The sequence below is a fragment of the Nitrosomonas sp. JL21 genome (genome assembly GCF_009833095.1).
In the GTDB taxonomy this organism is placed as follows: domain Bacteria; phylum Pseudomonadota; class Gammaproteobacteria; order Burkholderiales; family Nitrosomonadaceae; genus Nitrosomonas.
Map to the genome: position 1 here is coordinate 1 of NZ_QRCB01000006.1, position 13100 is coordinate 13100.

Here is a 13100-nt window from a genome sequence, read left to right on the forward strand (position 1 = left end):
CCGAGATTATTAGACCACTACACATCAGTCGACTTCCTCAATTGGCAATAATATGCCTTTTCAAATTCAACCGGTGGGATATTGCCGATCGACTCCAGCAGTCGGCTGCCAAATTAAGCAGACCAGTCTTGTGCTTGAAACATTCTGGTGAAAGTATAAAAATAAGCTCTTCAATAAGAAAAAACCAGTGTGCTCAAAGGCGAGCACACTGGTTAAAGTCGAAGAAACTTATCTTACTTTAACAATAAAGTATTTTCCTCCATTGTTCTGTGCGAAAACTCACAAAGCGGAAGTTTCTTTCTTATTTTTTGGAATTTAAGCAGCTTACCCGTCGCTCTTTCGACGACATCGCTCGTTTCCTGCTTGTTATCATTCGTGCGAATAATTCTGCCAAAGGTTAGAATTCCGCTGATATTGTTGCCATCATCTTTGACTACTAGTCTACCTACCTGGTTCTCGCTCGTCATTCAAGCCTAGGTGAGCTTTTAAAAGAGATAGCGAATGACGATGAGGTGATGTGAAATCAAGCAAAAGGCCAGTTTATGAGTAATCTGGAGCTTTTCATTCACAGCCTATGACAGCACATCATTTTCCAAAAAATTGAAAAACTCACGAGAAACTATTTCTGCGCCATGACAAAGGCAGCAAATACCTCTGCTACCCTTGGATTGATATGAATTGTCAGGAAATCAGCGGGAAGTTAAAACGGATTGAAGCATATCAGCGGATGCTTTCCCACTAGATTGACGTACATAGTTGGTTACGACAGGAATAAACTTACCCACCATATCGGGAGAAAGATCGAGTTGTTTAAATGACGAAGCCAACGCTGCCGCACCACCTAATGTACCTCCCGCGCCGCCTGCCATGGATGTCAAATTCGCTCCCGATGACGCCGGCGCTGCAGCCAGCATCGTACTCATACCGGGAATGGATTGCGACATGGATGTAAAAGCTTGTGGATTCATTTTTCCCTGGGCCAATTGAAAAATTGCACCAGCCCCACCTAAAGCTTGTTGTGGCGATACACCCAATCGATGCACCAGAATATCAACCAAACCGATCTGGCTTACACCTGACGAACCTGCAACCGCTGACGCAGCACTGGCGCCGGTACCGGCGCTCAATAGTTGCTGACCGCCCTGTGCTACGCTCCCTGATGATAGTCCCTGATTTGCAGTATCTACGGGATTATTTGTTCCGCCAGTCCCTGCACATCCAGCTAGGCCGATCAGTATCATCAAAGATCCAAATTGCTGGAAACTTTCTTTTTTCATGATAACTCCTTATAAAAACGGGAAGATAACTTAATGTTAATGCGTATTGTGGGTATTTCGCATATAGCATGCCACCAATCAACGTTCATTTCCACATAATGTAAACACTGTCATCTATTTTTCATTGTATTGTCATTCATTTTTCATATTGATTGGGTAGGCTATGCAGCGTACTAAAATAAAAACATAAAGGAGAAAAAAATGTATTGCCTAATAAAAGAATGGCCCAACAAAATGGCGACATTAATGACTGAAGATGGTGTAGTACTTTGGACATTCAGCAACAAAGAAGAAGCACGTCAAGTTTGGCAGGAGTGGTGTTCCCTTCAAGAAAAAAAGATGTTACATCAGGTTGATTTCATTAAAAAATATGAGTGAACTTGAATGAGAGCTTAGGGCATAGCGTATCAGCTCAGTGTATTGGCGCATTGCCTCGTCATTCCTTAACCATTGCATATTTTATTTTGCGTCATTCTCTACGTCTTAGTTGATTTTCTTGGCTTACAATGGATGCTCCAACGAGCGCCTTTTCAAGCATCATGAATTTCAATGCACCTTCAAAACCTCAACAGATTGAGAAAACTGATCTGAGCACCGCAGCGGATAAATCCGGCCTTCCAGCAGGTATCCCCATTCAGCATTCCAAGTTGGAAGAATATGCCAATTTTCTTTATTTGGTCATTAAAGGCATCAACATGAATCCAAAAAATGGATTTTAAGTTGCATTATGAACAAATCAGTATTTTATTATTGGCTCATTACGTAATCACCTTCAATTCATACCTCAGAGTCGTCAATCGCTGGAGTTATTTACCTGATATCCCTATAATTTGAGAGTCGCGCGCGCAACATTTATGCAAGGAGATCAGTTTGTTCTTAACACGTGATGATCGAAAGATCAGCATCATCGGCGGCATTTTATTACTTGGATTGACGCTGACAACCGGCGTTACGGTTTATAGTGCAATGCGCCAGGAAATTGAATCCGTATTAGGCCGAGGGCTTGCTGTCGCTTTACAAGGAAAATCACAACTGCTTGAATCTCAAATTGAAAAAGGATTGGCAGATACTCGTGCTTTGGCGCTGCGTCCTTTTATCGTTCAATTCATGCAACAACTTAAAGCGGAGCCGGATAACCATAATGCACTGCATGATCTTACCCGCAATGTAAATTCACTTCCCGAAGCAGGTTTTTCAGCAGCCGTCGTTCATGATATGCAGGGTAAAACATTATCACAGGTAGGTCAGTTTTCCAGAAGCAAAGAAGCGCTGCGATTAAATAAAGATACTTTTTTAGTGTGGGATGAACAGTTAATTCTTCATACCACGACAGATGTATTTTATGAAGATAAACAACGAATTGGTAGCATTACAACGCAAGTTCATTTACCACAATTAACGAGCCGATTTAGAGCAATAACATCTATCGGGGAAACCGGTGAGTTCATTTTGTGTGCAGCCCCAGAAAAGGGAAAGCATGAAATGGCTTGTTTAATCAGCCAAGTGGATGGCGTTAAATTCAGGCACTTGGTTCCTGATGAAAGCGTTCCTTCCAGAACACTGGATAGGAAAAGTGGCGTTGCTGCTACGATTGACTATCGTCATGTACCGGTAATTGAAGCTTACGCTTCCTTAAATTCCATTGGCCTCAGTATGATTCTGAAACTAGACGAGGATGAATTATTTAAGCCAGTGACTGAGAAACTAAAAGATATCATTATTTATCTTGCAGCTTTAATTATTGCAGAGATATTGTTACTAAACTGGTTTGTGCGAAAACTTATCCAATCCGAAAGAGAGGCCCGTGAAGCCAAAGAAACAGCCGAACAGTTTTCTATTGAACTAAGTCGTAAAGAAAGTGAGTTACGCGAACGCCTGAAGGAAATCACTTGCCTCTATGAAATCCGCCGCAGCCTAGGATTGGAATTATCAGTAGAGGCCGTTTGCCGTAATATTATGAAGTTTTTGATACCGGCAATGCAACATCCAGAATCTGCTTCGATCACAATCGAGCTTGATGGAAAGCGCATTGTTTCTGTACCTCAAACTCATAATTTAACTCATGAATTAACTTCTGAGATTTGCGTCAATGGAGAAACATGTGGTCAATTAAGCGTTTATTATCCAGAGGATAAGCCCTTCTTGGTCGTGGAAGAACAAAGGCTGATCAATGCCGTTACGAGTGATTTGGCCCGATGGCTGGAACGTAAAGATGTGGATGAACAATTACACGCACGCTTAAATGAAATTAGTTGCCTCTACGAGATTCGACGCAGTATGGGGATGGAACTTTCGTTAGAAGATGTTTGTTTGAGTATATTCAAGTATCTAATACCAGCCATGCAGTTTCCAGAAATTGCCACAGCGGTTATCGAAATTAACGACAGGCGGTTTATCTCTAAAGATTCTGATCAAAATCAGCTTCCCACGCTGCAATCAACTAATCATATGGGTGCAGACTTTACTCACTTCAAAAATGATTATCAGCTTCATACAAATAAGTCGATTTTACGCTCAAAAATTAGCGTCAACGGCATAGAATGTGGTCATTTAAGTATTTTCTATTTTGAAAACAGACCATTTCGTCTCCCCGAAGAACAAAAATTGGTAAATGCTATAGCCAGTGACTTGGAAAGCTGGTTGGAATTGAGACGATTGGAGCAAGCATTAGTATCTGTTGCAGAAGAACAGGCGCATACAATCGGCCAGGAGTTACATGACAATGTTGGGCAGCAAATCGCTGCCATCGGTTATCAAGCCCGAGTATTAGAAAAAAAGATTTCCACGACGACTAAAGGAAATGAGAATCTTGCCACTTTGGCCGCTTCCATTGCTACTCAAACACAAACTGCGGTGATTCATATTAAGCAGCTTGCTCAAGGACTGCTTCCCTTTGAACTGGAAACCAATGGCTTGATTCAGGCATTGCAAACGTTAGCCACAAGAATTTCCACGACCTACAATATTAATTGCAAATTTTCATACAATAACATCAATGTCATTAATAATAACAACAGCATGGCGCTGAATTTGTACCGAATTGCCCAGGAAGCCGCTAATAATGGCATTCGACATGGCAAAGCCCAAAATCTTACTATTTCTATAGTGTCTGATGAAAAAATGCTTTGCTTGTCCATCTGTGATGATGGATGTGGATTCACAGGTATTGATATTAATCATCCATCAACCGCAGGCATGGGGATTAAAATCATGCAATACCGAGCAAAACAATTAGGAGCAAAGCTAGAGATTCTAGCTCGCAAGGAAGGTGGCACCGAAGTTCGTTTAAAAACTCAGATAACTAAAAATGTCGACTAAAAAATCAAAAGTAATGTTGGTAGATGACCATGCAATGCTTCGGCATGGCTTGGCCATGCTCATCAACATGGAACCCGATATGGAAGTATTTGCAGAAGCTGGTGATGGCACTGAAGCTCTGGAAATATTAAAGAAGAATAATTCGATCGATATTATCTTGCTGGATGTCACACTTAAAACAGTATCCGGACTTGAAGTAATCAAAAGTATCCATGCTCTGGTTCCAGATTTGCCGGTACTTTTCATCTCTATGCATGATGAATCAGTGTATGCCGAACGTGCTCTCCGAGCCGGGGCACTGGGTTACGTCATGAAGCAAGAGCCGGGGGAAGTATTATTGGATGCTATTCGTAAAGTATTGAAAGGGAATGTATTTCTAAGCAAACAAATGCATGAAAAACTATTGAAGCGTATGGTCATGAAAGGTGCGGAGCCCGAACACCTCATTAACACGCTCACACCCAGTGAATTTGAAGTATTGCATCTGATTGGGCAAGGACATAATAGTCATGAGATTTCTAAATTGCTTTGTCGGAGCGTTAAAACAATCGAAACTCATCGTTTTAATATCAGAACCAAGCTAAATTTAAAAGATGGTGCCGATTTAATTCGTTATGCAACTCGATGGATTTCCGAACAACAATAAGAAAATGTTCTCAGACGCTGGAAAGGATTATTAGCCTGGAATCGATGATAATTACGGGTGTTAAAATTTGTACCGTGAAATATAACAGATGAATGGGAGTATCCAATTGCCTTCTTCTCTTAGGATTGGCGTTGGGTTTCTTTTGAAATACCAGAAACATTGTGTTTTTATTTAGTGATGAATAATTTCCTGTTTAAATGGAAAAATAAAACCCGCTTGCGCGGGTTTTAGGTAACTTTTGAAGCTATCGTTTATTGTCTGCATGCTGTCGGGATGATCCGCTGCGAGAGTTAGAGGAAGAACGATCGTTATCATCATCTTCATCGTCGTTATCTCCATCGGCCTTTCCTCGCATGTTCGAGGAAGAGTGACGTTCCTGTGAGGCATGGCTTCCCCGCGCTTGGCCGCCTTTCCGCCCAGCTTCAGCAGCTTCTTCGGAATCAAACTCATGGGCTGTGCCTTTTTCATGGGCAGCTTTTCCACCTTTGCGTCCTGCTTCTCGTGCTTCGTCGGAATCAAACTCATGCGCTGTGCCCTGTTCATGAGCAGCTTTGCCGCCCTTGCTGGCAATTTCGCGCTGCTTATCTTCATCCATCGAAGCAAATCCTCGGTTGGAAGTGTTACTCGAATCATTTTGATTTCTACTGGTAGCCATCATCATTCTCCTTAATTAATCAGGTCAGTTTCGAACTGCTCCGGTAACGAGCAGGAGCACACTGTATTGAGATGGTCATGAAGCGTCTGTGCGATGGATAACCTTGGGTGGATTAATTTCAGCATTGATAACCACATCAATGCCGCGCAAATTTTTTTCCAGATCATTCGCAAAATTCTTGTCGGTATAATCCATTTGAAGATATTTGAATCCTTGCAACTCTCTAGGAAGCGGCTTGTGCCTTATGCCACACGTGATCGTGTGTCCTGCATCGGCCGGGGCTATTGCCAGATTTCTACCGATGAATCCACTGACTCCGAAAATCACTATATTTGACATTTTATCCGAACCATACTAAAAAAGTATTCACCATTATTTTTTGACATCATTCGTCATGTTTTGCGCGTTCTCAGCATCCAGAGCTTATCGAATAGTCAGCAGAGCGCTGATCTCGGGGAGTATTGCGAGTCTTGGTTCTGCGCTCGCATTAGCAGCGTTGGGGAAAAAGGAATTGAACCATTCAGCCGCTCCGATGAATGGCCCCAGCCAATGGATTTGGGGTAGGCATGCTTCCTACATCAATGCATTCAGTCTGCACTATACGGTTACAGGTTATTTGATTCATCACGCAGCATCTATTTTCTGGGCGCTCTGGCATCAAGCGTGGTGTGAAAAGAAACCCCATGGCGATCAAAAACTCCATGCCGCAGCCACTGCATTAACCATAACGGCATCAGCTTATGTGGTAGATTTTCATCTCATTCCCAAACGCTTGACTCCCGGCTTCGAGCATCGCATATCCCCGCGATCGCTCATTCTGGTCTATGGGGTTTTCGCTTTGGGCTTGGCTGCGCCTGCATTGCTTGGATCGCATTCAAAACCAAAGCGCCAACGCATTTAATAAGCCGGAGTTTCTAGCTTTGTCTTCTCCCTGCAGAGTATTCCCGGTTTCATCCGCTATTATTTTCGTGCGCGTTCGATTCCGTCCGACATCATACGTTGGATTTATTTTCACGCACTGAAGAACATAATCTTTTGGTAATTTCTGCGACATGGATACCTTGGAAACGGGCAATCTTTAATTCGTTTTCTGACGGTTGCCGACTACCGTCGCCGCCCGCCAACGCGCCTGCACCATATGGAGAGCCGCCGGTAATTTCATTCATCGTTGTGATTTCTTGGCATGAATAGGGAATACCAACGATGATCATGCCATGGTGCAATAAAGTCGTATGAAATGAAGTGATCGTGGTTTCCTGACCGCCATGCTGGGTTGCAGTGGATGTGAATACGCTGGCGATTTTATCGATCAAATCGCCATTCGCCCATAATTGACCGGTCTGATCGAGAAAATTGCGCATCTGAGCGCACATATTACCGAAGCGAGTAGGGGTGCCGAAAATAATGGCATCGAAATCCGGCAATTCATTGATGGTCGCTACCGGCGCTTCCTGATTAAGCTTAAAGCCTGCTTTCCGGGCTACCTCATTGGGTACGAGTTCCGGTACACGCTTGATGGAAACCTGGCTGTCTTGAACGCTATTTGCGCCGTCTGCCACGGCTTTTGCCATTGTTTCGATATGACCATACATGCTGTAATAAAGAACAAGGATTTTCGTCATGAGTTACTCCTTGCTTGTTGTGAATAATCCATTAAACCGCTTGAAATAAAAATTTTTGGCGGGGTATGTGTATTTTATTTTTTACGGCCAGGAATTTTATTCTTGTCTGGGTCTTTTTCTTATCATTGGTTTTGAAAATCGACGAGGTCATGATGATCTCCTGTCAGTGAATTGAGTTTTCACCATAATCTCAGTAGTCTGCAAACGTCTGTACGTTGAATGACACAGGGCGATTTTAGAACTGAACCGGATTGGACAGGAGAGATAAGAAGGTTCAGGTGTGGATGATGCCGCCAAATTCATTGCGAGATCAGCGCGCTCGGATGACTGATCAGAATTGTGTAATAGTCTTTGTTACGTGCTACCCAGCCGCGAACTTCGACTGCTTTTCCCAAATAGCTGGATAATTCTGGAAATAAATGCAGGTTTGCATTGGCAATGCGGATATCCGTTTTGTCGTTGATAATGAGCCGGGTATATTTCTTGCCTTTGCGAAGAGTAATCGGTGTGCCGATGAAGCGTTGCCAGCCTTTGGTATGGCTGGAAATCTGCGAAATTGGTCGCGACTGATATTCCGGCATCGCCCATATGCCAAGTTTCTTCTTTTCTGCGTGTTGTTGTGCCCGGCTCAATTCGTCAGCGTAGCGGCCGTTTGGCGGAATGATGCTGACGGCCCCCAGGCCATTTTCCAATAATGCGAGATTAAGATGCTTGCCATCCGGCAAATACACATAGGCCAGTAACCGCTTGTATTTGTCGTGTCTGACTTGATCGAATTCCAGATAAATTTTACTGTTGCTTGGCAATTGAGCTTGAAGCCACTGTTTGGCGGCTACACCGCCGGGTTCTTCAACCTGGTGGCGGCTTTCAATCTCGGGTGTGTTGATACCCAATAACCGCACATGCTTACCGTTTTCTAAAACAATCGTGTCGCCATCATATACCCGAACCACATGCTGCATCTGTCGATTGCTTGAGCCGGCAATTTGAACCTGCTGAGCGCCACGCGTTGCCTGATCCGAATAAGTGACTCGTCCTTTGTCATCGACGCTACGATAAATTTCGGTGGCAATCGCAGTGGATGTGACGACGCTAAGTATCAGGCAATGAATGAAGAAATGCCGCTGAGACATGACGGGTTATCAGGATGTGATTATCAAATCAAACATGGCAAGCATGATGCCATAGTTTTATTTGCTGCAGAAATAGGGAATGGAATAAAGCAGAAATACCAGACTATCAAGGCAAGGAATTTTTGAGAGGGTGGCGAACGGTGGTCAGGAAAGGTGACATCAGGCTCAACTCGCGTAATAGTTATATGCGATACATGAGCATTTTGAGCCTGATGAGTGTAGGAGCAATACGTTATTAAGCCAGTAAGATCGAATTAGGTAAAAGTTTTTTTCTACGATATCCCCAAAAGCCTATCAACCCTAATCCGCCCAACCACATCAGATAAGTTTCCGGTTCAGGGACGGGGGGTGGCATTTCTACGCCGCCTGTTATCGTGCCCCCGATGCCAAATCCTCCACCAATTGCATCGTTCAAATCAGATATTCCGTTAGAATTCAGAACCAGGGTGCGAGTTTGATCACTATCGGATGGATTGTACATAAAAGTTCCATACGATAGGCCACTCATTAAATCGTTATAAACGCTCACATTGGTTCCCGAAGTGCGTACATCAGTTAATGGGGAGGTGATATCGAATAATTGATATTCGATTGAACTGCCTATTACGTCATAACTGTATAACGTCAAAGAGGCTGAAATGACGTTACCACTCACAGCGGAAAGATCGAACGTGAAAAAGTTATTGTGATTGGCTATATCACAGCATTTTCCGGCAATGTAATTATCATTCTCGGCGTCATGGCCGGCTGAGCTAGCCCACCATCCACTATCAGAGTTGGATACAAAAAAATCTCCAGTGCTCGTGGTGATGTTCAGACCATTATCGCGACTAAAGCTGCTGTTACCAAAAATGTATAGATCAGCTATTGCAAATTCGGAAAAAGAAATCCCAATAATAGACAGTGCACAAGCTAGCTTAATTTTTAGATTCATTTTTTTCCTCAATTTGAAGGCTTTTCGAAAAACCATAATAATATGAAAACACAGCTGCTTGATTGCTTGTATCATGTTTGTACTTGAATCACATCATCAATATCAGAGAAACGCTGATTGATATGTTCCGGTTGTTGCGTTCCGGGCGCCTCGCCCTTCATTTTGTTCGTTTAATTGACCAGCGCAAAATTCGTTCAATCTTTCACCGGTTTCCAGCATGATTGAACCGTTATGATGGCGAGTTTTTGGTTAAAATCAGACCAAATGCCCTTATTGGTGATAATATCGAAAGCAGCGAGGGATCCACCGATAATTTTCTACTACTAAAAATGCTTTAATTCGTTACCTACACTACCAGGACTGCCGTTCATTCGTTTTTTCTCCAACTAGATTTTACCGTTTAGCATGCCATCTGAGACTTTAATTGAGGCCAAAGGCCTCAGCTTTTCCTATGACACGCGCCCGATTCTGAAGGGTGTCGACATGACCATGCAGCGTGGTCAAGTGGTCGCCATCATGGGCGGCAGCGGTTCGGGCAAAACGACGTTGCTCCGCCTGATCAGTGGGGCGATTCGACCAACAGCGGGATACGTGAAGTTTGGCGGCGAAGTAGTGCATGAGCTGGATCGCGATGCGCTGTTCAAGTTGCGGCGCAAAATGGGCATGTTGTTCCAATTCGGCGCGCTATTCACCGATCTGTCGGTATTTGACAATGTCGCGTTTCAAATGCGCGAGCATACCGATTTGCCGGAACCAATGATTCGGGATTTGGTATTGATGAAATTGCATGCCGTCGGTTTGCGCGGAGCCCACCATCTGATGCCGAACGAATTATCTGGCGGCATGGCGCGGCGTGTGGCATTGGCTCGCTCGATTGCATTGGATCCGATGTTGATCATGTACGATGAACCTTTCACCGGTCTGGATCCCATTTCATTGAGCGTGATCGGAAATCTGATTCGCCGCTTGACCGATGCGCTGGGAATGACGTCGATTGTCGTCACCCATGATGTCCAGAAATCCCTGAAAATCGTTGATTATGTGTATTTCATTGCCGATGGCGTCATTGCTGCGCACGGCACGCCGACAGAAGTGAAGGAATCCGTAGCGCCATTCGTGCATCAGTTCGTGCATGGCGAAGAGGATGGCCCGGTGCCATTCCATTATCCTGCTCAAACCTACCGGAAGGATCTGAATCTGGAGGATAGCGTTGTTTAGGCATCTGATCTCCTCGGTTCGCAGCATCGGGCATCGCACGATCGATGGTATCTGGCGATTGGGGTACGCCAGTCGTTTTTTTGTGCTGGTGTTATTGAAATCCGGCACCAGTCTGCGGCGTTTCAACCTGGTCATCCGCGAATTGTATTTCACCGGCGTATTGTCGCTGATCATTATCGTGGTATCGGGCTTGTTCGTGGGCATGGTGCTGGGGTTACAGGGTTTCGAGACGTTGCAGAAATACGGTTCGGAATCAGCCGTCGGCACTCTGGTGGCTCTGTCATTGGTGCGGGAATTAGGGCCGGTCGTGGCTGCATTGTTGTTTGCGAGCCGAGCAGGCTCAGCCATTACCGCCGAAATCGGCTTGATGAAGGCTACCGAACAGCTCGCAGCGATGGGCATGATGGCCGTCGACCCGATTGCCCGCGTGGTCGCACCGCGCTTTTGGTCGGGCGTCATTTCGATGCCTCTGCTGGCTGCCATTTTTTCGGTGATGGGCGTGTACGGAGGTTATCTGGTGACCGTGGTTTTCATTGGCGTGGACGAAGGTTCTTATTGGTCGCAAATGCAAAGCGCGGTCGATTTCAGATTTGATATTTTGAATGGATTCATCAAAAGTTGTTTTTTTGGCGTCGCGGTGACTGCGATTGCCGTATTTGAGGGCTACGATGCCACGCCCACGGCAGAAGGCGTCTCCGGTGCCACGACCCGCACCGTTGTGACGTCATCCCTGGTCATTCTGGGGCTGGATTTTATTTTGACCGCGTTTATGTTTAGAGGAGTCAGTTAATGCAGCGGACAACGATGGATTTATGGGTTGGGTTGTTTGTGGGGGTGGGGATCATCGCATTGATGATTCTGAGTCTCAAGGTGGGCAATCTGAATGCCTATAATCCTTCCCAAAGTTATGTGATTACCGGCAATTTCGAAAACATCGGTGGCTTGAAAGTCCGTGCTCCCGTGAAAAGTGCGGGCGTCGTCGTCGGCCGCGTCACCGATATTCAATTCAGCACGCAAACCTATGATGCGCTGGTGACCATGAGTGTGGACAGCCGTTTTACGTTTCCTAAAGATACCTTCGCCAGCATCCTGACATCCGGCTTGCTGGGTGAGCAATATGTCGGATTGGCTGCGGGGGGCGATGAGGCCGTCTTGAAAGATGGTGATAAAATCATGAAAACCAATTCTGCGATGGTGCTCGAAGAACTGATCGGGCGTTTCCTGTTTGATAAGGCGTCGGAGTCGGATTGAATAGAATGTGTTAATTTGACAATGTTTGGTTTAGTATTGCGTGATACTTAAATTTTTGGTGAGGAAATAATGAACAAATTGATTAGGTTAATGGCTTTCGTGTTGTCTGTCGCATTGGTGTTTCCGGCATGGGCGATGGATTTGCCGCCCGACCGGCTGGTCGATAAAACGGTGAGGGAAGTAATCGATATCATTCAAAAAGATGAAGAACTAAAAAATGGCAATAAAGAAAAAATGCTGGATTTGATCGAAACGAAAATCCTGCCACACTTCAACTTTACCCGTATGACTCAGTTGGCGATGGGACAACATTGGGCATCCGCGGTGCCGGAGCAGCAAACCAAGCTGGTGGATGAATTCCGCACGTTATTGGTGCGCACCTATTCGAATGCATTGACGACCTATCACGACGAAACGATCAAGGTCAATGCGGCGCATCCATCGGCGGATGGCAAGGAAGCGACCGTGCGCACGGTAGTCATTCAAGGAAACGGCAAACAGCCGGTGCCGATCGATTACAATATGGAAAAAAAGCCTGATGGCTGGAAAGTCTATGATGTCACCGTATCAGGCGTCAGTCTGGTGACCAATTATCGCAGCACCTTCAATAGTCAAGTGCGCAAGGGCGGTATCGAAGGTCTCTTGAAAACCTTAACCGATAAGAACAAATCCCTGGAAGGTAAAAAATAACCGATCTCCACTCCTGGATCTGAGGATAGGCAATGATTACTGGCCATGGTGAAAAAATGATCGTGCAAGGGCCCATCACGATTGATAATGTCGTTGATATCACCGAACGGGGCAAGGCATATCTTGATCGGCCTCGCCAGGTGGTTGATTTGCAACAGATCACCAGCGTTGATTCCAGCGTCATCAGCATGATGCTGGAATGGCTACGTACTGCGCGCCTGCAAGGATGCCAGTTACAGTTCATCAACTTGCCTCCCAATCTGGCAACCTTGATTCAGTTATACGGAATTGTAGAAATGATTCCTGCAAGTGAGCTACCGCACTGAATAAGTTGTTCCGATCGCTCTACATTTTCT

The 13100-nt window shown here is 44.9% G+C and carries 16 protein-coding genes; 10 read left to right on the forward strand and 6 right to left on the reverse strand.

Features of this window, described 5'->3' with window-relative positions; translation table 11 throughout:
- Positions 1-689 precede the first annotated feature (689 nt).
- The gene (locus ABF87_RS02555; protein ID WP_160827572.1) at positions 690-1277 is read right to left on the reverse strand and encodes a DUF2780 domain-containing protein; all 588 of its coding nucleotides are present in this window, start codon (positions 1275-1277) and stop codon (positions 690-692) included.
- A 201-nt stretch (positions 1278-1478) separates the two neighbouring features.
- On the opposite strand from ABF87_RS02555, the gene ABF87_RS14640 reads away from it, so the two are divergent.
- The 4 genes from ABF87_RS14640 to ABF87_RS02570 all read left to right on the forward strand — a co-directional run bounded on the left by ABF87_RS14640 (position 1479) and on the right by ABF87_RS02570 (position 5241).
- Positions 1479-1655, forward strand: a complete 177-nt coding sequence (locus ABF87_RS14640) for a hypothetical protein (protein ID WP_164503124.1) — start codon at positions 1479-1481, stop codon at positions 1653-1655.
- A 161-nt stretch (positions 1656-1816) separates the two neighbouring features.
- Positions 1817-1996, forward strand: coding sequence for a hypothetical protein (locus ABF87_RS02560; protein ID WP_160827573.1), 180 nt, complete (start codon positions 1817-1819; stop codon positions 1994-1996).
- Between the two features lie 151 nt (positions 1997-2147).
- Complete coding sequence (locus ABF87_RS02565) at positions 2148-4595, forward strand: ATP-binding protein (protein ID WP_240143489.1); 2448 nt, start codon at positions 2148-2150, stop codon at positions 4593-4595.
- Positions 4585-5241: a response regulator transcription factor gene (locus tag ABF87_RS02570; protein ID WP_160827574.1), complete on the forward strand. Its 657-nt coding sequence runs from the start codon at positions 4585-4587 to the stop codon at positions 5239-5241. The genes ABF87_RS02565 and ABF87_RS02570 overlap by 11 nt, the downstream gene beginning before the upstream one ends.
- Before the next feature lie 244 nt (positions 5242-5485).
- Here the strand turns inward: ABF87_RS02570 and ABF87_RS02575 are convergent, their stop codons facing one another.
- Positions 5486-5896 (reverse strand): KGG domain-containing protein, encoded by a 411-nt coding sequence (locus ABF87_RS02575; protein WP_160827575.1) that lies wholly within the window; start codon positions 5894-5896, stop codon positions 5486-5488.
- A gap of 75 nt (positions 5897-5971) precedes the next feature.
- The gene (locus ABF87_RS02580; protein ID WP_160827576.1) at positions 5972-6235 is read right to left on the reverse strand and encodes an NAD-dependent epimerase/dehydratase family protein; all 264 of its coding nucleotides are present in this window, start codon (positions 6233-6235) and stop codon (positions 5972-5974) included.
- 55 nt (positions 6236-6290) lie between these two features.
- Here ABF87_RS02580 and ABF87_RS02585 point away from each other — a divergent pair, with 55 nt between their 5' ends.
- Positions 6291-6797: a hypothetical protein gene (locus ABF87_RS02585; RefSeq protein ID WP_160827577.1), complete on the forward strand. Its 507-nt coding sequence runs from the start codon at positions 6291-6293 to the stop codon at positions 6795-6797.
- A gap of 91 nt (positions 6798-6888) precedes the next feature.
- Here ABF87_RS02585 and wrbA read toward each other — a convergent pair whose 3' ends face one another.
- The 3 genes from wrbA to ABF87_RS14900 all read right to left on the reverse strand — a co-directional run bounded on the left by wrbA (position 6889) and on the right by ABF87_RS14900 (position 9585).
- The gene (gene wrbA / locus ABF87_RS02590; RefSeq protein WP_160827578.1) at positions 6889-7518 is read right to left on the reverse strand and encodes an NAD(P)H:quinone oxidoreductase; all 630 of its coding nucleotides are present in this window, start codon (positions 7516-7518) and stop codon (positions 6889-6891) included.
- 299 nt (positions 7519-7817) lie between these two features.
- Positions 7818-8651, reverse strand: a complete 834-nt coding sequence (locus tag ABF87_RS02595) for a thermonuclease family protein (RefSeq protein ID WP_160827579.1) — start codon at positions 8649-8651, stop codon at positions 7818-7820.
- A gap of 235 nt (positions 8652-8886) precedes the next feature.
- Positions 8887-9585: a PEP-CTERM sorting domain-containing protein gene (locus ABF87_RS14900; RefSeq protein ID WP_160827580.1), complete on the reverse strand. Its 699-nt coding sequence runs from the start codon at positions 9583-9585 to the stop codon at positions 8887-8889.
- A gap of 405 nt (positions 9586-9990) precedes the next feature.
- Here ABF87_RS14900 and ABF87_RS02605 point away from each other — a divergent pair, with 405 nt between their 5' ends.
- The 5 genes from ABF87_RS02605 to ABF87_RS02625 all read left to right on the forward strand — a co-directional run bounded on the left by ABF87_RS02605 (position 9991) and on the right by ABF87_RS02625 (position 13070).
- The gene (locus ABF87_RS02605; RefSeq protein ID WP_160827581.1) at positions 9991-10803 is read left to right on the forward strand and encodes an ABC transporter ATP-binding protein; all 813 of its coding nucleotides are present in this window, start codon (positions 9991-9993) and stop codon (positions 10801-10803) included.
- A complete protein-coding gene (gene mlaE, locus ABF87_RS02610) occupies positions 10796-11593 on the forward strand; it encodes a lipid asymmetry maintenance ABC transporter permease subunit MlaE (protein WP_160827582.1) in 798 nt (265 codons plus the stop codon). The genes ABF87_RS02605 and mlaE overlap by 8 nt, the downstream gene beginning before the upstream one ends.
- Positions 11593-12054, forward strand: coding sequence for an outer membrane lipid asymmetry maintenance protein MlaD (gene mlaD, locus ABF87_RS02615; protein ID WP_160827583.1), 462 nt, complete (start codon positions 11593-11595; stop codon positions 12052-12054). Before mlaE ends, mlaD begins: the two co-directional genes overlap by 1 nt.
- Positions 12055-12123: 69 nt before the next feature.
- Positions 12124-12744, forward strand: a complete 621-nt coding sequence (locus ABF87_RS02620; RefSeq protein ID WP_160827584.1) for an ABC transporter substrate-binding protein — start codon at positions 12124-12126, stop codon at positions 12742-12744.
- A gap of 32 nt (positions 12745-12776) precedes the next feature.
- Positions 12777-13070, forward strand: coding sequence for an STAS domain-containing protein (locus ABF87_RS02625; RefSeq protein WP_160827585.1), 294 nt, complete (start codon positions 12777-12779; stop codon positions 13068-13070).
- Positions 13071-13100 lie beyond the last annotated feature (30 nt).